This window comes from Micromonospora sp. NPDC023869 (assembly GCF_055559695.1).
In genome coordinates this window covers 420,269-440,572 of sequence record NZ_JBVHKD010000002.1, presented here as the reverse complement: position 1 = coordinate 440,572, position 20,304 = coordinate 420,269, and the positions used below count along the sequence as shown (strand labels likewise).

Genomic DNA, 20,304 nt, shown 5'->3' with positions numbered 1-20,304 from the left:
CCCTGCTATACACCAGGCGTTAGCAGGGGACCCCTCCTTACACCGATGGGCGCAGCTCGGCAAAGTGACAGGCGGACGGGTGCGGGTCGGCGGCCCGCGGCACCGCCTGCGGATCCTCGACGGCGCAGATCTCCTGCGCCTTCCAGCACCGGGTCCGGAAGTGGCAGCCGCTCGGCGGGTCGGCCGGGCTCGGCACGTCACCGCGCAACCGGATCACCGTCCGGCGCTCCCGGGCGTCCGGGTCCGGCACCGGCGCGGCCGAGAGCAGCGCCTGCGTGTACGGGTGGGTGGCGCGCTGGTAGATCTCGTCCTCGGTGCCGATCTCCACAATCCGGCCCAGGTACATCACCGCGATCCGGTCCGAGATGTGCCGCACTACGGACAGGTCGTGCGCGATGAAGATGTACGACAGCCCGAACTCGTCCTGGAGCTGCTCCAACAGGTTGATCACCTGGGCCTGGATGGAGACGTCCAACGCGGAGACCGGTTCGTCGCAGACGATCACCTCGGGACGCAGCGCGAGTGCCCGGGCGATGCCGATGCGCTGCCGCTGGCCACCGGAGAACTGGTGCGGGTAGCGGTTGACGTGTTCCGGGTTCAGCCCGACCACGTCGAGCAACTCCTGCACCCGCCGCTCGCGACTGCCCTTCGGGGCCGCCTCGGGATGGATCTCGAACGGCTCGCCGATGATGTCGCCGACGGTCATTCGCGGGTTCAGCGAGGTGTACGGGTCCTGCATGACCATCTGCATGTTCCGGCGGATGCGGCGCAACCGGGCTCCGGAGGCGGCGAAGAGGTCCTGCCCGGCCAGGGTGGCCCGGCCGGCGGTCGGCCGCTCCAGCCGCATCAGCAGCCGGGCCAGGGTGGACTTGCCGCAGCCGGACTCGCCGACGATGCCCAGCGTCTCGCCCCGGCGGAGCTGAAAGCTCACCCCGTCGACGGCCTTCACCGCGCCGACCTTCTTCTGGAACAACACCCCCTGCGTGATCGGGAAGTGCTTGACCACGTGGTCGACGTCGAGGATCGTCTCGCCGGTCACCGTGGTGGGCTCAGCCGGCGCGGTCATCACGTACCTCCTGCGCGAAGTGGCACGCGCTGGTCCGGCCATCGCCGAGGACCAGGTCGTGCGGTACCTCGTCGACACAGACCTGCTGCGCGTACGGGCATCGGGGATGGAACGGGCAGCCGCTGGGGATGCGCATCAGGTTCGGCGGCAGGCCCCGGATGGTGGAGAGCGGCCCGCCGCGCTGGTCCAGGCGCGGAATCGACGCCAGCAGTCCCTTGGTGTACGGGTGCGCGGGCGCCCGGTACAGCGAACGTACGTCGGCGTGCTCGACGATGCGGCCCGCGTACATGACGGCGATCCGGTCCGCCACGTCGGCGACCACGCCCAGGTCGTGGGTGATCAGGATCATCGCCATGTCGAGGTCCCGCCGCAGGTCGGCGAGGAGGTCCATGATCTGTGCCTGCACGGTGACGTCGAGCGCGGTGGTCGGTTCGTCGGCGATGAGCACCTTGGGTTCCATGGCCAGCGCCATCGCGATCATCACGCGTTGGCGCATACCGCCGGAGAACTGGTGCGGGTAGTCGCCGAGACGTGCGCCGGCGGCCGGGATCTGCACCAGGTCCATCAACTCCACGGCACGGCGACGGGCGTCGGCGCGGGACATGCCGAGCCGCTGGCGCAGTGTCTCGCCGATCTGCCAGCCGACCGGGAAGACCGGGTTCAACGCGGAGAGGGCGTCCTGGAAGATCATCGCGATCTCCTTGCCCCGGACCTGCCGGCGTTGCTCCTCGGGCAGGGCGAGCAGGTCGCGCCCCTGATAGAGGATCTGCCCGGACGTGACGTGCGCCGGTGGGCTGTCCAGGATGCCCATCACGGCCTGTGCGGTGACGGACTTGCCGGAGCCGGACTCGCCCAGCACCGCCAGCGTCTCGCCCGGGTCCAGGTGGTAGCCGACCCCGTTGATCACCTTGGCCACACCCTCGCCGGTACGGAACTCGATGTGCAGGTCCCGTACCTGGAGCAGGTGGCCGCCGGGCGGGGTGGGGGTGGCCGGGGTCGGTGGTGTCGTGGTCATGTCGGTCACCGCAGCTTCGGGTCGAACGCGTCGCGGATGGCGTCGCCGAGCATGATGAACGCCAACACGGTCAGGGCCAGGAACGTCGACGGGACGACGAGCGGCGTCGCCGACTCGCGCATGTGCACCCGACCGTTGTTGATGTCGATGCCCCAGGAGATGGTCGGCTCCTTCAGGCCGATGCCGAGGAAGGAGAGCGTCGCCTCGGCGGCGATGAACGAACCGAGCGCGATGGTCAGCACCACGATCGCCGGGGCGAGCGCGTTCGGCAGGATGTGCCGCCACATGATCCGGCCGTTGCCGGCACCCAGCATCCGGGCGGCGGCGACGTAGTCCTGCTCCCGCGCGGTGATCACCGAGGAGCGGACCACCCGGGCGGCGGTGGTCCAGCCGAGCACCGCGAGCACGAAGATGACGGCACCGACGCGTACCGTGGCGCTGTCGCTGGCGACCCGCTTGAGCAGCACGATCGCGGCCAGCAGCAGCGGGATGCCGAGCACGATGTCGATCACCCGGCTCAGCACCGCGTCGACCCAGCCGCCGAAGTAGCCGGCGAGCATCCCGACGACCAGCGCGATCACCCCGGTGATCAGTGCGGAGAGGGCGCCGACCAGCAGGGACGCCCGGGCGCCGTAGACCGCGCGGGCGTACGTGTCGCAGCCCTGGAAGTCGTATCCGAAGATCGCCCCGCCGGACGGGGCGGCGTGCTGCCGGGACAACACGCAGTCGCCCGGATCGTTGCTGGTGAACAGCCCGGGCACGGCGGCCATCGCGGCCACCAGCAGCACCAGCGCCAGGCTGATCCAGAAGATCGGCTTGCGGCGCAGGTCGCGCCAGGCGTCCCCGGCGAGGCTGCGCGGCTTGCGGGGCCGGCCGACCTGGTCGGGCGCGCCCGGTTCACCCGACGGCCCGCGTCGCGCGGCCTGGTTCTCCGACGCCGCAACGGTCTCGAAGTCACTCATGCCAGCCCCTCGCTGCGCTCGGTGCCGGCATTTCCGCTGAGCTGATGATTCGTTCGCTGGCGCTCACTCATGCCAGCCCCTCGCTGCGCTCGGTGCCGGCATTTCCGCTGCGTTGACCGATTCGTTCGCTGGCGCTCACTCATGCCGCCCCCTCGCTGCGCTCGGTTTCGGCATTTCCGCTGCGTTGACCGATTCGTGCGCTGCGCTCACTCATAGCGGATCCTCGGGTCCAGGACGGCGTACAGGACGTCCACCACCAGGTTGGAGACCAGGTAGACCACGACGAGCACGCTGACGATGCCCACCACCAGCGGGCCGTCCTCGGTGCGGATGCCGCGGAACAGGTTGAAGCCGACGCCGGGGATGTTGAACACGCCCTCGGTGATGATCGCGCCGCTCATCAGGTTGCCCACCTCGACGCCGAGGAAGGTGATCACCGGGATGAGCGAGTTGCGCAGGACGTGCACGCTGACCACCCGCCGGTTCGGCAGGCCCTTGGAGCGGGCGGTACGCACGTAGTCGGCGCGCAGGTTCTCGGCCACCGAGGTACGGGTCAGCCGCAGCGCGGTGGCCAGCGAGAGCGAGCCGAGCACGATCCCGGGCAGCAGCAGGGAGCGGAAGTCGGGCTCGGCACCGGCGGTGGGCGGGAAGACCTGCCACCTGACACCCAGGAAGTACTGCGCGAGCGGCGCGAGCACGATGGTCGGGATGCCGAGCACCAGCAGCGTCAGCAGCAGGGTGGCGTTGTCGAAGATGCTGGCCCGGCGGATGCCGGCGAGGACGCCTGCGGTGACCCCGAAGATCACGGCGACCGCGATGGCGATCAGCGCCAGTTTGATGGTGACCGGCCAGGCGGTGGCGAGGATGTCGCCGATCGACCGTCCGGTGAGGGATTCGCCGAGGTCGCCGCGGAGCAGGTTGGAGAGGTAGTCGACGTAGCGGTAGAAGAAGCCGCCGACGCCGGTCGCGTCGAGGTGGTACTTCTCGGTGAGGTAGGCCCGCTGCGCCTCGGTGACCGGACGTTCACCGGCGAGCGCCTGGATCGGGTCGCCCTGGCCGGCGAACATCAGCGCGTAGACGATCAGCGTGGTGCCGAAGAAGGCCAGGACCATCTGAAGCAGGCGCCGCACGATGAAGCGGAACATACTAGGCAGTCTCCCCAAAAAGGGCGAACCACGTGGCGGGTCGGGTCACCTCGACCCGACCCGCCACCGTGGTCGTGTTACTTGACGGCCTCGATCTGGATCAGATCGACCCGGTCGAAGAGGTCCATCTCGACGTTCTTCACCTTGGTCGAGTGACCGAAGTTGTTCTGGCCGAAGCGCAGCGGTACCACCGGCAGGTCCTCGGCCAGCAGGTCCTCGGCTGCCTGGTACTTCTTGATCGCTTCCTCCTCGCTGGGGGCGCTGGCGCCCTCGGCGAGCAGCTCGTCGAACTCCGGGTTGCTGTAGCCGTAGTAGTTCGACGAACCGTTCGAGCTGTACAGCGGGCCCAGGTAGTTCTCCATGGACGGGAAGTCCATGATCCAGCCCATCCGGAACAGGCCGACCGGCTGCTTGGCCTTGACCTTGGTCAACAGGTCGGCGAACTTCGGCTCGGCGTTGCCGACGCAGTCCACGCCCAGGTTGGCCTTGAGCTGGTTGCAGGTGGCGTCGATCCAGTCCTTGTGCCCACCGTCGCCGTTGTACGACAGGGTGATCTTCGACGGGCCGCCCGCGGCCTGGTACAACGCCTTGGCCCTGGCCGGGTCGAACTCGCCCGGTGCGCCGACAGTGTTCTCCCGGTAGCCGGCGACCACCGGCGAGACGAACGAACGGGCCGGCTGCTGCGAGTCCTTGAAGATCGACCGGGTGATCTCCTCGCGGTCGATCGCCATCGAGATGGCCTTGCGAACGTCCGGGTTGCTGAACTCGTCCTGGAAGGTGGGGAAGGCCAGGAAGTGCAGCGACGAGGCGGGACTCTGCTGGAACCGGTCACCCAGGTCGGTGGCGGCGGTCGACAGGTTCTCGGTCGGGATCGTCTTGATCACGTCGAGGTTGTCCGACAACACGTCCGCGTACGCGGCGGTCAGCTGCTGGTAGATCCGGAACTCGACGCCGGCCACCTTCGGCTGCTCGCCCGGGAAGGCGTCGTACCGCTCGACCTCGACCTTGGCGTCGTGCTGCCAGGTGCCCTTCATCTTGAACGGACCCTGGCCGATCGGTGCCTGCTCGTACCCCTCGGCCAGCTCGCCGGGCGCGGAGAACGCGGCCTGCGGCAGCGGATAGAAGGCGGTGTAGCCGAGCATCGCGGTGAACTCGCTGTACGGCTGGGACAACGTGACGGTGAAGGTGTCGTCGTCGACCTTCTTGAGCCCGCTGAGCGTGGTGGCCTTCGGGTTCTCGCCCTGGAGGTCGTCGTACCCGGCGATCTTCTCGAAGAAGTAGCTGGAGTTCTGCCCGTTCGGGGCGTACGCGCCGTAGTTCCAGGCGTCGATGTAGTTGTCGGCGGTGACGTCCTCGCCGTTGTGGAACGTGTAGCCGTCCTTCAGCGTGATCGTCCAGGTGGTGTTGTCCTCGGACGTGATCGACTCGGCCGCGACCTCGTACGGCTTGTGGGCCTCGTCGTAGTCGACCAGCGGGCTGAACAGGGCGGCGAGCACCTGGGAACCGCTCGTCTCGTTGGTGTTGGTCGGCACCAGGTGCTGCGGCTCGGCGATCTCGATTCGCACGGCCGCGTTGGGGTCGCTCTCACCGGAACCGTCGCCGCCCGAGCCGCAGGCCACCAGGCCCAGGGTCACCGCGAGCGGGAGGGCGGTCCAGGCGGCGAGCCTACGAACGCGCATTGAGCCTCCTCGTCTCATTACGCTGCGCTATCAAGCCCGGATTGGGGGTAACTCTGCGCAACGCTCGGCAACGGTAGGTCGTGCGCCGAGACGCGGCAACGTAGTGGTCTCGAAGGGGTAACAGAACGAGGCCCTACAGGTTGGCGGGGCCCGGTCGGCGTGCTACGCCGAAACGCCCAAAGCGTCGATGACGTGCAGGTATTCGGGGGGTTGGGAGGTGCGGCACGCGGCCGGTGCCTTCTCGGGGTCGGGCGGCACGATCGTCGGATACGTGGTCCTTCGTGCCCGGCTGTCCGGAGTCGGAGTGCTCGGCGACACAAGCAGTGACTCAAAGTGAGGAACGACACCTGACGGAAAGTAGTTTCGTGGTCGGTGTCGCGGGCCCGCCAGGTCGGGGGAGGCGACGGTGGCGGGCGTGAGACGATCAGATCGTGACGGCGACGCTTCTGGACGGCAAGGCGACCGCGGCGGAGATCAAGGACGAGCTGCGGGCGCGGGTCAAGGCCCTGGCGGAACGGGGAACCGTGCCGGGACTGGGCACGGTGCTGGTCGGTAGCGACCCCGGTTCCCAGGCGTACGTCAACGGCAAGCACCGCGACTGCGCCGAGGTGGGCATCGCCTCGCTCCGGCGGGAGTTGCCGGCCGACGCCACCCAGGAGCAGGTCGACCGGGCGGTGGCCGAGCTGAACGCCGACCCGGCGTGCCACGGTTACATCGTCCAACTGCCGCTGCCGGCACACCTGGACACCCAGCGGGTGCTCGAACTGATCGACCCGGAGAAGGACGCCGACGGCCTGCACCCGGTCAACCTGGGCCGGCTGGTGCTCGGCTACGACGCGCCGCTGCCCTGCACCCCGCGCGGCATCGTGGAACTGCTCCGTCGGCACGAGGTGCCGCTGCGCGGCGCCAACGTCGCGGTGGTGGGACGCGGTAACACCGTCGGTCGTCCGCTCGGGCTGCTGTTGACCCGGCGCAGCGAGAACGCCACCGTGACGCTCTGCCACACCGGCACCCTCGACCTGGCCGCGCACACCCGCGCCGCCGACATCGTCATCGTCGCGGCCGGCGTACCCGGCCTGCTGACGGCCGAGATGATCACCCCGGGCGCGGTGGTGGTCGACGTCGGCATCACCCGGGTGATCGGCTCGGACGGCAAGGGTCGCTACACCGGCGACGTGGACCCGGAGGTCTTCGAGGTGGCCGGCAAGGTGGTGCCGATGCCCGGCGGGGTCGGTCCGATGACCCGGGCCATGCTGCTGACCAACGTGGTCGAGCGGGCCGAACGCGGCTGAGGTGACGGAAGGCCCATAACCGTCCGCCCCTGGCCTGCTCGGTGCCAGGATGGCTGATACCGTCCGGAAAACCGACTGGTAGCAGGGAGTGGGACGACCATGGGTAAGAAGGTCACTGTCGTCGGCGCCGGATTCTACGGCTCCACCACCGCGCAGCGCCTGGCCGAGTACGACGTCTTCGACACCGTCGTCATCACCGACATCATCGAAGGCAAGCCCGCGGGCATCGCCCTCGACCTCAACCAGTCCCGTGCGGTCGAGGGTTTCGAGACCAAGGTCGTCGGCGTCACCACCGGCCGCAACGGCGAGGGCTACGAGGGCATCGAGGGCTCCGATGTCGTCGTCATCACCGCCGGCCTGCCGCGTAAGCCGGGCATGAGCCGGATGGACCTGCTGGAGACCAACGCCAAGATCGTGCGTCAGGTCGCCGAGAACGTCGCCAAGTACGCCCCGAACGCCGTCGTCATCGTGGTCTCCAACCCGCTGGACGAGATGACCGCGCTGGCCCAGATCGCCACCCAGTTCCCGCGTAACCGGGTGCTCGGCCAGGCCGGCATGCTGGACACCGCCCGGTTCACCAACTTCGTCGCCGAGGCGTTGCAGGTGCCGGTGAAGTCGGTGAAGACGCTGACCCTGGGGTCGCACGGCGACACCATGGTCCCGGTGCCGTCGCAGAGCAGCGTGAACGGCAAGCCGCTGCGCGAGGCGATGCCGGCCGAGCAGATCGAGGACCTGGTCGTCCGCACCCGTAACGGTGGGGCCGAGGTGGTCGCCCTGCTCAAGACCGGTTCGGCGTACTACGCCCCGTCGGCCGCCGCCGCCCGGATGGCCAAGGCCGTCGCCGAGGACTCCGGCGAGGTCATGCCGGTCTGCGCCTGGGTCGACGGCGAGTACGGCATCTCCGGCGTCTATCTGGGCGTCGAGGCGGCGATCGGTGCCGAGGGCGTCAAGCGGGTGGTCGAGACCGACCTGGACGCCGACGAGCTGGCCAGCCTCAAGGAGGCCGCCGAGGCCGTCCGCGCCAAGCAGGCCGACGTCGCCAACATGTGATCCACGCGTCGCCGAGCGCCCCACGACCCCGCGTCGTGGGGCGCTGTGCTGTCCCCACCCCCAGGTTGATCAAGAAGTTTGCGTCTCCGAATCGCTCTTCGGGAGACGCAAACTTCTTGATCAACTTGACTGGTCGATGAGGGTGGTCAGGGCGTCCAGGATGCGGGTCAGGCCGAACGTGTAGGCGTGGTCGGGGTGGTAGGCGGCGTGCTGGGCGGTGCCGGCGGCGGCGCCGACGCGTACGGCGGTGGGGTATTGCTGCTCGTCGAGGACCTGGGCCAGTAGGGGGGCGTTCGCCGTCCACCACTGCTCGTCGGTCCAGGCGGTCTGCGCTCGGGCGGAGCGCGCCTCGGCCGCCGAGCGGGCCGCGGCCCGGACGAAGTCGAGGACGAAGGTCAACGCGGCGTCCCGGGTCACGTCGTCCAGGCCGGTGTCGTCGAAGGCGCGCAGCTCGTGCTCGTACTTGGCCATCAGGCCCGGCCCCAGCGGCGGGCGACCGGTGGCGACCTCGGCGGCCCAGGGGTGGGCGGTGAAGAGGTCCCGGTTGTCCTGCGCGAGCGCCGCCACCCGCGCCCGCCACGGCTGGTCGGAGAGGTCCGGCCGGGGCATGCCCGCGTAGATCGCGTCGAGCATCAGGTCGAGCAGCTCGGCCTTGCCCGGCACGTACGTGTAGAGGGTCATCGGCGCCACGCCGACGGCCTGGGCGAGCGCCCGCATCGTCACCGCGTCCAGCCCTTCGGCGTCGGCCAGCGCGATGGCGGCCATCACGATCTCGTCCAACGAACGGCCCTGGCGGGGGCCGCGGCGCGGGGGGTCGGCGTCGGGCTGCCGCCAGAGCAGGCGCAGGGTGTGGGCGGGATCGCCGCCTCCGGTGTGATGGTCGGGCACCCTCCGATCTTTGCAGGCCAAATCTCTGTACGCAGTACGATGTACAATGTACGGAGTAAATTTCCGCAAGGTGGGAGAGCGCATGCAGATCACCGCTTCGGCCATCTCGCTCAACGTCGAGGACGTGACGACGTCGGCCGAGTTCGTCAAGCAGCACTTCGGGTTCCGGGAGGAGATGTCGGCCGACGGGTTCGTCTCGCTGGCCCGGGACGGGGTCGGCTTCAACCTGATCTTCCTGCGTACGGGCCTGGCCAGCCTTCAGCCTGCGAGCCTGAAGGATCAGCGGGCCGAGGGCGTGCTCGTCGTGTTCGTGGTGGACGACATCGACACCGAGTACGCCCGCCTCCAGGCCGCCGGTGTGCCGATCGTCACCGAACTGCAGACCGAGCCCTGGGGAGAGCGTTTCTTCCAGGTCGCCGACCCCAACGGGGTGATCCTGCAGGTGGTCCAGTGGCTGCACGGCACCGGGCAGGCCGACTGATCCACCGCGCATGCGCCGGGCCTGGCGGGGTAACTCCCGCCGGGCCCGTGGCCGTCTCCGGCCGCCGGACGGGCCGACCGGTGGGCGCGGCGTTCCTCGTCCCAGCCGATCCAGTACGCTCGTACTGCTTGAGCATGTGTCCCCCGAGAGGAGCGCCGGCCGATGGCGAAGATCAAGGTAAACAACCCGGTCGTGGAGCTCGACGGCGACGAGATGACCCGGATCATCTGGAAGCAGATCCGCGAGCAGCTGATCCTGCCCTACCTCGACGTCGACCTGCACTACTACGACCTGTCGATCCAGCACCGTGACGCCACCGACGACCAGGTGACCGTCGACGCCGCGAACGCCATCAAGGAGCACGGCGTCGGCGTCAAGTGCGCCACGATCACCCCGGACGAGGCCCGGGTGGAGGAGTTCGGGCTGAAGAAGATGTGGCGGTCGCCGAACGGCACGATCCGCAACATCCTCGGCGGCGTCGTCTTCCGCGAGCCGATCATCATGTCGAACGTGCCTCGGCTCGTCCCGGGCTGGACCAAGCCGATCATCATCGGCCGGCACGCCCACGGCGACCAGTACCGCGCCACCGACTTCGTGGTCCCCGGCCCGGGCACGGTCACCATCACCTACACCCCGGCCGACGGGTCGGACCCGGTGGAGATGGAGATCGCCAACTTCCCGGGCGGCGGCATCGCCATGGGCATGTACAACTACGACGACTCGATCCGGGACTTCGCGCGGGCCTCGTTCCGCTACGGCCTGGACCGCGGCTACCCGGTCTACATGTCCACCAAGAACACCATCCTCAAGGCGTACGACGGCCGGTTCAAGGACATCTTCGCCGAGGTGTTCGAGAGCGAGTTCAAGGCCGAGTTCGACGCCGCCGGCCTCACCTACGAGCACCGGCTGATCGACGACATGGTCGCCGCCGCGCTCAAGTGGGAGGGCGGCTACGTCTGGGCCTGCAAGAACTACGACGGTGACGTGCAGTCGGACACCGTCGCGCAGGGCTTCGGCTCGCTCGGTCTGATGACCTCCGTGCTGCTCTCGCCCGACGGTCGCACCGTCGAGGCCGAGGCCGCGCACGGCACCGTCACCCGGCACTACCGGCAGTGGCAGAAGGGCGAGAAGACCTCTACCAACCCGATCGCCTCGATCTACGCCTGGACCCGGGGCCTGGCCCACCGGGGCAAGCTGGACGGCACCCCGGCGGTCACCGAGTTCGCCAACACCCTGGAGCAGGTCATCGTCTCCACCGTCGAGAGCGGGCAGATGACCAAGGACCTGGCGCTGCTCATCTCGCGGGACGCCCCGTGGCAGACCACCGACGAGTTCATGAACACGCTCGACGAGAACCTGGCGCGCCGCCTGGCCGCCTGAGTCCCCGTCCGCATCCCGCGAGCCCGCCGGCCGACAAGCCGGCGGGCTCGCGGTCTGCTGCGGCGGGATCGTGCTCCTCGGCGGGTTCGCGGTCTCCTGCCGGCTCGTGGTGCTCTGCGGGCTCGTGGTCCTCTCCGGCGCGTCGCGGGGGACACGCCGTCCCGCGTCACCCGATCCGGCGCGCCTCGTTGACCAGGGTGGACGAGATGCCAGTCCCGTCCTGGAAGGTTGACCGTCGCCGCCGCGCGGCACGCGTGCCCAGCAGCCAGCCTTCCTCGGCTGTCACCACAGCCAGCCGTCCCTTCCCCGCGGGGGGCCCTGTCCCGGGCCCCCCGCGCCCTGCTTCTGAGGCCCCGCGCCGGGTCAGACGGCGCGGAGCCGGGCGGCGGCCTGCTCCGGGGCGATGTCGTTGCTGAACACGCCCATCGCGGACTCCGTGCCGGCCAGGAACTTCAGCTTGTCCGCGGCCCGCCTCACGCTGAACAGTTGCAGATGCAGGTGGCCCAGCTCCCGGTCGACGCGTACCGGTGCCTGGTGCCAGGCGGCGATGTACGGCATCGGCGCGTCGAACAGGCCGTCGAAGCGGCGCAGCAGGTCCAGATAGAGCGGGCCGAAGGCGTCCCGCTCGGCCTCGCTCAACGCCGGGATGTCGGGCACCGGCCGGTGCGGGGCGAGGTGCACCTCGAACGGCCAGCGGGCGGCGGCCGGGACGTACGCGGTCCAGTGCTCGTTGCCGGCCACCACCCGCTCGCCGGCCGCACGTTCGGCGGCGAGCACGTCGGCGTAGAGGTTCCGGCCGTCGGTGCGCTCCGCGTGCCGGCGCGCCGCGCCCAGCAGCGACCGGGTACGCGGCGTGACGAACGGGAACGCATAGATCTGCCCGTGCGGGTGGTGCAGGGTCACCCCGATCTCCACCCCCCGGTTCTCGAAGCAGAAGACCTGCTCCACGCCGGGCAACTCGCCCAACGCGGCGGTCCGGTCGGCCAACGCGTCGAGCACGGTGCGGACCCGACGCGGCGGCAGACCGGCGAAGGAGCCGTCATGGTCGTCGGTGAAGCAGACCACCTCGCAACGCCCCTGCCCCGGCCGGACCGCCGTGAACGGCGTCATCTCGGTGGGCTCGTCGACCACGTTGCCGCTCAGCGCCGGGAAGCGGTTCTCGAAGACCGCCACGTCGTAGTCGGGCGCCGGGATCTCGCTGAACCACTCGTCGGTGGAGGGGCAGAGCGGGCACTGGGCGGCCGACGGAAGGAAGATCCGCGTCTGCCGGTGGACCGCCAGCGCCACCCACTCGTCGGTGAGCGGGTCGTAGCGGAGTTGGGAGGCGGGTGGGGGAGGGGGCAGGTCGCGCCGGTCCGGCTGGTCCCGGACGGCGTCGTCCCGCTCGTCGAAGTAGATCAGTTCGCGGCCGTCGGCCAGGCTGATCGCGGTACGCCTCATCGCAGCCCTCCGGAACCGGTCGCCGACACCACGAGCAGCTCACCGACCCGGTCGGCGAGCAGCCGACGGGCCTCCGGAGCCAGCTGGTCGTCGGTGACCAGCACGTGCGCGTCCGACAGCGGGGCGATGGCCGAGAGGCCGACGGTGCCCCACTTGGTGTGGTCGGCGAGCACCACGAGACGGTCGGCGGCGGCCACCAGGGCTCGGTTGGTCTCCGCCTCCAGCAGGTTCGGTGTGGTGAAGCCGGCCCGGTCGGTGACCCCGTGGACGCCGAGGAAGAGCAGGTCCAGGTGCAGGGACCGGACAGCCGCCACGGCCAGCGGCCCGACCAGCGCGTCCGAGGGCGTCCGCACGCCGCCGGTGAGCACCACCGTCTGGTCGTCCCGGCCCTGGTCGTGCAGGATGTCGGCGACCGGCAGCGAGTTGGTCACCACGGTCAGGGACGGCACGTCGACCAGCCGTCGGGCCAGCTCGGCGGTGGTCGTCCCGGCGGAGAGCGCGATCGCCGCGCCGGGATGCACCAGCCGTGCCGCACGGGTGGCGATGGCCGCCTTCTCGGCCTGCTGGCGCACCGACTTGGCCTGGAAGCCGGGCTCGTCGGTGGAGCCGGCGACGGTGGCGCCGCCGTGTACCTTGGCCAGCAGTCCGCGCTCGTGCAGCAGGTCCAGGTCGCGTCGGATGGTCATGTCGGAGACACCGAACTCGATGGCCAGCTCACCGACGCGGACCCCGCCGGTCGCCCGGACCCGGTCCAGGATCGCCGCCTGGCGTTGTTGGGCGAGCATCGGCACCCTCCGCGCCCCACGTCAACGAACATCTTCGAACATGGGCAAACATAGCGCGGATCGGCAACCTGCCGGAAGGGATGATCCCCCGGGTCAGAGCGCCGCTCGGGGCGGCTCCACCCAGCCGGTCTCGGTGAGCTGGTGCAGGACCGCGTGCACCGCCTCGTCCACCGCGACATCCGTGGTGTCGAGGACCAGGTCGGCGTCGGTCGGCTCCTCGTACGGGTCGTCGATGCCGGTCATGCCGGTGAGCAGACCGGCCCGCGCCCGCGCGTACAGGCCCTTGCGGTCGCGTTGCTCGCACACCTGCAACGGCGTGGCCACGTGCACCAGGACGAAACCGGCGCCCGCCGCCACGGCCATCTCCCGGGCGATCGCCCGAGCCTGGGCGTAGGGGGCGATCGGGCAGCAGATGGCGATGCCCCGGTGCCGGGCGATCTCGGCGGCCACCCAGCCGATCCGGCGCACGTTCGTGTCCCGGTCGGCCCTGCTGAAGCCCAGTCCGGCGGTCAGCTCGCGGCGCACCACGTCGCCGTCGAGCAGCGTCACCGTACGCTCGCCCTGCTCGCGCAGCGAGTCGGCGAGCCCCCGGGCGACCGTCGACTTGCCCGAGCCGGAGAGCCCGGTGAGGAAGACCACCAGCCCCCGGTGCCGCCGGGGTGGCCGCGCCCGGGTCAACTCCTTCGCCACCGCGGGCGGGGTGTGCCACTCCGGCAGCGGGAAGCCCCGGTCCAGCAGGTCGTCGACCTCGGCCTGGGTCAGCGCCAACCGCCGGTTGCGCGGCGGAATGTCCTCGCGCCAGCGCCACTGGCCGTCCCGGTTGTCGTACGCGAGTTCGCGGGGCACCAGCACCCGCAGCCCGGCGCCGGAGAGCATCTCACCGGTGGAGAGCAGGTGGGTGACGCCGTACGCGGCGGACACCCGGGCCCGCAGCAGGGCGTCGCTGATCTCGTCCCGCCGCCGGGAGAACGGCACCGCGACCAGGGTGGCCGGCGGCATCCGGTCGCGGGCGGCGAAGACGCCGCGCACCAGCGCCTCCGGCGACAGGCCCCCGGTGCCGTCCTCGCCCACCGGAATCATGATCAGAAGGTGGGCGCTGAGCGTGCGGACGGCGTGCGCGATCTGGGCGAGTTGCGGCCGGTGCAGCGGCCGGTCGGCGACCACGCCGAGCACCCGGCCGGGCGGCAGCATGGCCCGGATCTCCTCGGGCGGGCGACGCAGCCGTTGGAACGGGCCGTGTCCGCCGTCGCCGAGCTGGCGGACAGCGCCGCCGACCCCGGCCACACCGTCACGGACCTGCCAGGCGTCGGCCACCTCCAGCGCCGCCACCGGCGCTCCCTCGCCGTCGGTGAGCACCAGCGTGCGGCGGTCCGGGTCGTGCAGGTCGAGCCCCTGGGCCAGCGTCGTGGGCACCTGGAGGGTCACCGCGACCGGCCACGGCGCGCCGTCGACCAGCCGACCACGGCGGCTGACGGAGACCAGGTCGGCCCGGGTCATGAAGCCGGTCAGCGGTGCGTACGCACCGGTGAGCAACAGCTCCAGATCCGCGAGCTCGCCGGGACGCGGCGTGTACGTCGGTGCATCCCGCAGCACCTCGTCGGGCAGCACCCACCCGTTGCTCATCAGACCCCCAACTCCGGCGACCGGCACACAGTTTCGCAGCCGGTCGCCGATCGGTCGAGAGCGCCACTCCTCCCACGGCACCTGCCGGGCCCGGTGAGCGAGCCAGGGTCAGGTGGTGCCGACCGCGCCGCGTCCGGTCGGACCGGGACGGCGGCCGAACGCCCGCTGCAACCGCCGCAACAGGCCGACCTTCTCCGGCTGGCGTGGGGGAGCCGGACTAGGGCGTTTGTCCACCACCACCGGGCCGTCGGCGCCGACGGACACCGCCAGCGGCACCTTCGCCGCCTTGGTCCAGCCGGAACTGGTCACCCGGGCCTTCAGGGTCCACTCACCGGCGTCCGGACCGCTGTCGAGTGTGTCGACGTCGACCGTCGCGGTGCCGTGGTAGACCAGACGCACGCCACCCGAGGCAGCGACGCGCTTCACCTCGAACCGCACCGGCAGGAGGATCTCCACCTCGTCCCCGACACGCCGGGCGACGACGTCCAGCCGGCCGTGCCGCAGCTCCTGGGTGCAGTCGAGCAGGTCGGCGGGGAGCTTCTCGACCGGTACGACGAGCAGGTCCCGCCCGTCGGCATGGGTGAACGCGATCGGCCCGTCGCCGTCGTTCAGTTGCCCGGTCAGTGTGACGACGAGCGTCGAGCCGGTCAGCTCGTACCCGGTCAGGCGGACGACGGCACGGACGCCCGCCTCCCACTCGGCCAGGCGGTGCAGGTCCTCGGCGCGGCCCTCGGCAGCGAGCCCGGCGACGGTCCGTTGCAGCGCGGGCAGCGCGGCGGCGACCTCCGGCGCGAAGCGTTCCCGGATCGTCCTGCGGACCTCGTCGACGACCTGGTCGGCCCAGTCCCGTGGCGCGTCCCGCAGCCGCTTGCCGCGCAGGCGGGCGACCATCTCGTTGCGCAGCCACCGCCGGTGCAACCTGTCGCGCCGCGGACCCGGCGGCACGTGCGTGTCGACGATGTCGAGCACCGCGCGCAGGCTGTCGAAGTACTCGGCCGGATCCAGCCGGGTGGCGGTCAGGTTGCCACCGTCGGCCCGCTTGGCGTGGTGGTAGCAGGTGTAGCCGGACAGCACGCTGACCCGACGGGCGAGCAGGTACGCCCGGGTCACCAGATGGTGGTCCTCCAGGCGGCGCCGGTCCTCCGGGAACCGCAGGTCGTGCTCCAGCAGGAAGGCCCGACGGAACATCTTGTGGCAGGTCAGGCTGTCGATCAGCGGGGCGTCGTCAAGCGTGGCGTGCGGGCGGTCGACCCGGAACAACTCCCGGGGCACCGACCGGCGGTGGCCGACGATCCTGCCGATCGCGATGTCCGCGTCGTGCCGCACGGCGTACGCGTACAGCCGCTCCAGGGCCTCGTCGGCGAGCCAGTCGTCGTCGTCGACGAACTGGACGTACTCCCCGCGCGCCCGGGCGACCCCGAGGTTGCGCGGACGCGACGGCCAGCCGGTGTTCTCGATGTGCAGCACCTGGATGTGCGGGTGCGCGGCGGCCAGCTCGTCCAGCAGGCCTCCGGTGTCGTCGGTCGAACCGTCGTCGATGAAGATCACCTCGAACTCCGCCGCCGGCATGGACTGCCGCAGCAGGGAGTCGACGAGCGTCTGGATGGTCCCGCCGGCGTTGTACGCCGGCACCACCACGCTCACCTTGGGCCCGCCAGCCGTCATCGCCCTCCTGTCCGCCACTTTCGCCGGTTGTCGTATCGCGTGCTCCAGTGTGTACCAAATGCCGTGATCACGGAGCGTGTGGGGTTGAATCCTCCTCTTCCGGCGCGGCGGAGGCAACCGACACCGGCGCGCCGGTGTCGCGGGTTGTGGGTGTCGCGGGGGGCGGGTCGAAGACGCGGCAGCTCACCCTAGGGGGAAGCCACCCGGGGAGGATCAGGGGAAACAGGGGCGCTCACCGGGGTCCGGAACATTGCCCGTCTTCTCTAGGCTGTCGACGTGACACTGATCGCAACCGAGTCGTTGACGAAGGTCTACGGCGGCGGGGTCACCGCACTGTCCGAGCTGACGGTAGCGGTGGAGCCAGGAATAGTCGGACTGGTCGGCGCCAACGGCGCCGGCAAGTCGACGCTGATCAAGCTCCTGCTCGGCCTGCTCGCCCCGACCAGTGGCCAGGTACGCGTACTCGGCCTCGACCCCACCACCGACCCTGCGGCGGTACGCGCCCGGGTCGGCTACATGCCGGAGCACGACTGCCTGCCGCCCGACCTGTCCGGCGCCGAACTGGTCACCCACCTCGGGCGGATCAGCGGCCTGCCCCGCACGGTCGCGCGGGAACGTGCCTCCGAGGCGCTGCGCCACGTCGGGCTGCACGAGGAGCGGCACCGCCCGGTGGGTGGCTACTCCACCGGCATGAAGCAGCGGGTCAAGCTCGCCCAGTCGCTGGTGCACGACCCCGACCTGCTGCTGCTCGACGAGCCCACCAACGGGCTCGACCCGGCCGGCCGGGACGCGATGCTGGCGCTGGTGCACCGGATCGGCACCGAGTTCGGCATCTCCGTGCTGGTCTGCTCGCACCTGCTCGGCGAGGTCGAGCGGATCTGCGACACGCTGGTCGCGATCGACGGCGGACGGCTGCTGCGGGCCGACAACATCGCCGCGATGACCTCGGCCACCGACGTGCTCGCCGTCGAGGTCAGCGAGGGTACCGACGACCTGGCCGCCCGGCTGGCCGCGCTCGACCTGCCGGTGAGCCGGGAGGGGCAACTGCTCCTGGTCCCGCTCGCCGACGACGGCACCTACGACCTGATCCTCGGTGCGGTGGCCGAGCTGGACCTGCCGCTGCACCGGCTGGACCAGCGTCGACACCGGGTCGCCGAACTCTTCTCCCGGAGGGAGAGCACCCATGCCTGAGCCGACCGGCGTCATCCACGACATCGGCTACCAGCGGTACACCGGCCCCCGCCTCGGTCGCCGCTACGTCTTCGGGTCGCTCTACCTGCACGGCGTACGCACCGCCTTCGGTCTGGGCCGCAGCGCCAAGGCGAAGATCTTCCCCTGGCTGGTGGTCGGCATCGTGCTCATGGTGGCCGTCGCCGCCACCGCGATCCGCGCCCAGTTCGGCGAGGTCGTGATGACCTACGCCCAGTTCGCCGACAACATGAGCTGGCTGGTCCTGTTCTTCGTCGCGGTGGCCGCCCCCGAGCTGGTCTCCCGGGACCTGCGCAGCGGCGTGCTGCCGCTGTACTTCTCCCGGCCGCTGCCCCGCGCCGACTATCCGCTGGCCAAGCTGCTCGCCCTGGTCACCTCGCTCTGGCTGCTGCTCGGTGCGCCGCAGATGTTCATGTTCCTCGGCGCCGCGTTCACGCTGGACGGTCCCGGCGCGGTCTGGGACGAGTTCGTGGACCTGGTCGGCGGGCTGCTCTACGCCGGGCTCTGGGCGGCGGTCTTCGCCTCGATCGGCCTGCTGGTCGCCTCGCTGACCGGCAAGCGGGCCTTCGCCGCCGGCGGCATCGTCGCGGTCTTCCTGATGACCACGCCGATCGTCGGCACCATGTCGATCCTGCCCTCGCAGGCGGCCAACCAGCTCTCCGGTCTCGCCTCGCCGTCCACCCTGGTCCAGGGCGTCGGCGTCTGGACGCTGCGCGACCTGCTGATCACCGACCAGGACGCCTTCGTGCCCGACCTCGGCCCGTTCGGCCCGGTGTACGCCGTGGCCGCCGTCGCGCTCGTGGCCGGCTGCGTCGCCCTGCTGCTGGCCCGCTACCGGAAGGTGGCCGCACGATGACCACGACCTCATCCGCCGCCGCGCCGACGGCCGCCGCCACCAGCAGCCTCGACCTGGCCGGGGTCTCCCGCTGGTACGGCAACGTGGTCGCGGTCAACGACGTCAGCATGTCCCTCGGCCCCGGGGTGACCGGCCTGCTCGGGCCGAACGGGGCTGGCAAGACCACGCTGCTGCACATGATGGCCGGCTTCCTGGCCCCGTCGCGTGGCGCGGTCACCCTGGACGGGCGGCCCACCTGGCGCAACCCCGAGGTCTATCGCCGGCTCGGGCTGGTCAGCGAGCGGGAGGCGGTGCACTCGTTCCTCACCGCGTACGAGTTCGTGCTGGCCACCGCCAAGATGCACAAGCTGCCCGACCCGCAGGAGGCGGCCCGCCGGGCGATCGCCATGGTCGAGATGGAGGGCGCGCAGGACCGCCGGATCGGCACGTACTCCAAGGGCATGCGACAGCGGGCCCGGGTGGCGGCGGCACTGGTGCACGAGCCGCAGGTGCTGCTGCTCGACGAGCCGTTCAACGGCATGGACCCGCGCCAGCGGCTGCACATGATGGAGCTGCTGCACACGCTCGGCGACGCCGGCCGCACCATCCTGTTCAGCTCGCACATCCTGGAGGAGGTCGAGCAGGTCTCCGGCACCGTGCAGGTGATGGTCGCCGGCCGACTCGCCGCCTCCGGCGACTTCCGCACCATCCGTCGTCTGATGACCAACCGGCCGCACGTGTTCGCGATCCGCTCCACCGACGACCGGGCGCTGGCCGTCGCGCTGATGGCCGAACCCTCGGTCAGCGGCGTCGAGCTGGGCCGCAACGGCCTGACCGTACGCGCCGGCGACTACGGCTCGTTCACCCGGGCGCTGCCGAAGGTGGCACTGGCCCGGGGCGTACGCGTCAGCCAGCTCGTGCCCGAGGACGAATCCCTGGAGAGCGTCTTCTCCTACCTGGTGGAGGCCTGATGTCCACTGTCTCCTGGATCACCGCGCGCGGGCTGTTCGGTCGCCGCCGGTTCCTGCTGCTGCTGCCACTGCCCGTCCTGCTGGTGGTGCTGGCCGTACTCTCCCGTGGCCTGGGGGTGGCACCCACCGACTGGGGGCCGCCGGTGCTGGTCGGCCTCGGCCTCGCCGTGGTGCTGCCGGTGATCGCGCTGATCGTCGGCACCGGCGTGCTCGGTGCCGAGATCGACGACGGCACGATCGTGCACGTGCTCACCACGCCACTGCCGCGCTGGCAGATCGTCCTGCCGAAGCTTGCGGTGGCGGCCGGGGCCACCGCCGTCACCGTGGCGGTGCCGCTGTTCGCCGCCGGCCTGCTGGCCGACTCGGCCCGCCTCGGTCTGGCGCTCGCCGTCGCCGCAGGGATCGGAGCGCTGGCCTACTCGGCGCTGTTCGTGGCGAGCAGCCTGCTCACCCGGCGGCCGGTGCTGCTCGGCCTGGTCTACGTGCTGATCTGGGAGGGCCTGCTCAGCAACGTGGTCACCGGCACCCGGGTGCTGTCCATCCAGCACTACGTGATCGCCATCGCCGACAAGCTGGCCCCGACCGCGCTGCTCAACACCACGGTCTCCGTGCCGGTGGCGGCGGTGATGACGGTGCTGGTCAGCATCGGCTTCACGCTGCTCGCCATCGACCGCCTGCGCTCCTTCTCGGTAGCCGGCGAAACCAGCTGACGGGTGTAAGGAAGGGCCCCTTATTAACGTCTCCGGTATAGAAAGGGCCCCCTGTTAACGGTCCCGGCGGACCCGTGCCGACCGGTTGTTAACAGGGGGCCCTTTCTA

General features: G+C 70.6%; 18 protein-coding genes. 8 read left to right on the top strand and 10 right to left on the bottom strand.

Annotation, left to right across the window (positions count from 1 at the left end):
- Positions 1–37: 37 nt before the first annotated feature.
- From ACZ31C_RS07710 to ACZ31C_RS07690, 5 genes are all read right to left on the bottom strand, one after another.
- The gene (locus tag ACZ31C_RS07710; RefSeq protein ID WP_396741546.1) at positions 38–1,066 is read right to left on the bottom strand and encodes an ABC transporter ATP-binding protein; all 1,029 of its coding nucleotides are present in this window, start codon (positions 1,064–1,066) and stop codon (positions 38–40) included.
- On the bottom strand, positions 1,050–2,081 hold the full coding sequence (locus tag ACZ31C_RS07705; RefSeq protein WP_465794631.1) for an ABC transporter ATP-binding protein: 1,032 nt from the start codon (positions 2,079–2,081) through the stop codon (positions 1,050–1,052). Before ACZ31C_RS07705 ends, ACZ31C_RS07710 begins: the two co-directional genes overlap by 17 nt.
- A gap of 5 nt (positions 2,082–2,086) precedes the next feature.
- Complete coding sequence (locus ACZ31C_RS07700; protein ID WP_465794630.1) at positions 2,087–3,043, bottom strand: ABC transporter permease; 957 nt, start codon at positions 3,041–3,043, stop codon at positions 2,087–2,089.
- 206 nt (positions 3,044–3,249) lie between these two features.
- Positions 3,250–4,188: an ABC transporter permease gene (locus tag ACZ31C_RS07695; RefSeq protein ID WP_465794629.1), complete on the bottom strand. Its 939-nt coding sequence runs from the start codon at positions 4,186–4,188 to the stop codon at positions 3,250–3,252.
- 77 nt (positions 4,189–4,265) lie between these two features.
- Positions 4,266–5,867: a peptide ABC transporter substrate-binding protein gene (locus ACZ31C_RS07690; RefSeq protein ID WP_396753079.1), complete on the bottom strand. Its 1,602-nt coding sequence runs from the start codon at positions 5,865–5,867 to the stop codon at positions 4,266–4,268.
- Between the two features lie 431 nt (positions 5,868–6,298).
- On the opposite strand from ACZ31C_RS07690, the gene ACZ31C_RS07685 reads away from it, so the two are divergent.
- On the top strand, positions 6,299–7,159 hold the full coding sequence (locus tag ACZ31C_RS07685) for a bifunctional methylenetetrahydrofolate dehydrogenase/methenyltetrahydrofolate cyclohydrolase (RefSeq protein ID WP_396753077.1): 861 nt from the start codon (positions 6,299–6,301) through the stop codon (positions 7,157–7,159).
- A 99-nt stretch (positions 7,160–7,258) separates the two neighbouring features.
- Positions 7,259–8,209, top strand: coding sequence for a malate dehydrogenase (locus tag ACZ31C_RS07680; RefSeq protein WP_465794628.1), 951 nt, complete (start codon positions 7,259–7,261; stop codon positions 8,207–8,209).
- A gap of 120 nt (positions 8,210–8,329) precedes the next feature.
- On the opposite strand, the gene ACZ31C_RS07675 is transcribed toward ACZ31C_RS07680, so the two are convergent.
- On the bottom strand, positions 8,330–9,097 hold the full coding sequence (locus ACZ31C_RS07675; protein ID WP_465794627.1) for a TetR/AcrR family transcriptional regulator: 768 nt from the start codon (positions 9,095–9,097) through the stop codon (positions 8,330–8,332).
- An 82-nt stretch (positions 9,098–9,179) separates the two neighbouring features.
- Here ACZ31C_RS07675 and ACZ31C_RS07670 point away from each other — a divergent pair, with 82 nt between their 5' ends.
- Together ACZ31C_RS07670 and ACZ31C_RS07665 are read left to right on the top strand one after the other, a co-directional pair.
- Positions 9,180–9,578, top strand: a complete 399-nt coding sequence (locus ACZ31C_RS07670; RefSeq protein ID WP_465794626.1) for a VOC family protein — start codon at positions 9,180–9,182, stop codon at positions 9,576–9,578.
- A gap of 162 nt (positions 9,579–9,740) precedes the next feature.
- Positions 9,741–10,958, top strand: coding sequence for an NADP-dependent isocitrate dehydrogenase (locus ACZ31C_RS07665; protein ID WP_396752962.1), 1,218 nt, complete (start codon positions 9,741–9,743; stop codon positions 10,956–10,958).
- A gap of 363 nt (positions 10,959–11,321) precedes the next feature.
- Here the strand turns inward: ACZ31C_RS07665 and galT are convergent, their stop codons facing one another.
- From galT to ACZ31C_RS07645, 4 genes are all read right to left on the bottom strand, one after another.
- Positions 11,322–12,398, bottom strand: coding sequence for a galactose-1-phosphate uridylyltransferase (galT, locus tag ACZ31C_RS07660; RefSeq protein ID WP_465794625.1), 1,077 nt, complete (start codon positions 12,396–12,398; stop codon positions 11,322–11,324).
- Entirely contained in the window at positions 12,395–13,183 is a 789-nt protein-coding gene (locus ACZ31C_RS07655) for a DeoR/GlpR family DNA-binding transcription regulator (RefSeq protein ID WP_396752958.1), read from the bottom strand. Before ACZ31C_RS07655 ends, galT begins: the two co-directional genes overlap by 4 nt.
- 93 nt (positions 13,184–13,276) lie before the next feature.
- Complete coding sequence (gene cysC / locus ACZ31C_RS07650) at positions 13,277–14,806, bottom strand: adenylyl-sulfate kinase (protein WP_465794624.1); 1,530 nt, start codon at positions 14,804–14,806, stop codon at positions 13,277–13,279.
- Positions 14,807–14,914: 108 nt separating this feature from the next.
- Complete coding sequence (locus ACZ31C_RS07645; RefSeq protein WP_465794623.1) at positions 14,915–16,471, bottom strand: glycosyltransferase family 2 protein; 1,557 nt, start codon at positions 16,469–16,471, stop codon at positions 14,915–14,917.
- A 276-nt stretch (positions 16,472–16,747) separates the two neighbouring features.
- Between ACZ31C_RS07645 and ACZ31C_RS07640 the strand changes: the two genes are divergently transcribed.
- From ACZ31C_RS07640 to ACZ31C_RS07625, 4 genes are read left to right on the top strand one after another with little or no spacing between them, the layout of a single operon-like run.
- Positions 16,748–17,662, top strand: coding sequence for an ABC transporter ATP-binding protein (locus tag ACZ31C_RS07640; protein ID WP_396752952.1), 915 nt, complete (start codon positions 16,748–16,750; stop codon positions 17,660–17,662).
- Positions 17,655–18,536, top strand: a complete 882-nt coding sequence (locus tag ACZ31C_RS07635; RefSeq protein ID WP_465794622.1) for an ABC transporter permease — start codon at positions 17,655–17,657, stop codon at positions 18,534–18,536. Before ACZ31C_RS07640 ends, ACZ31C_RS07635 begins: the two co-directional genes overlap by 8 nt.
- Positions 18,533–19,486, top strand: a complete 954-nt coding sequence (locus ACZ31C_RS07630) for an ABC transporter ATP-binding protein (RefSeq protein WP_396752948.1) — start codon at positions 18,533–18,535, stop codon at positions 19,484–19,486. Before ACZ31C_RS07635 ends, ACZ31C_RS07630 begins: the two co-directional genes overlap by 4 nt.
- Positions 19,486–20,196 (top strand): ABC transporter permease, encoded by a 711-nt coding sequence (locus tag ACZ31C_RS07625; protein WP_465794621.1) that lies wholly within the window; start codon positions 19,486–19,488, stop codon positions 20,194–20,196. The genes ACZ31C_RS07630 and ACZ31C_RS07625 overlap by 1 nt, the downstream gene beginning before the upstream one ends.
- Positions 20,197–20,304 lie beyond the last annotated feature (108 nt).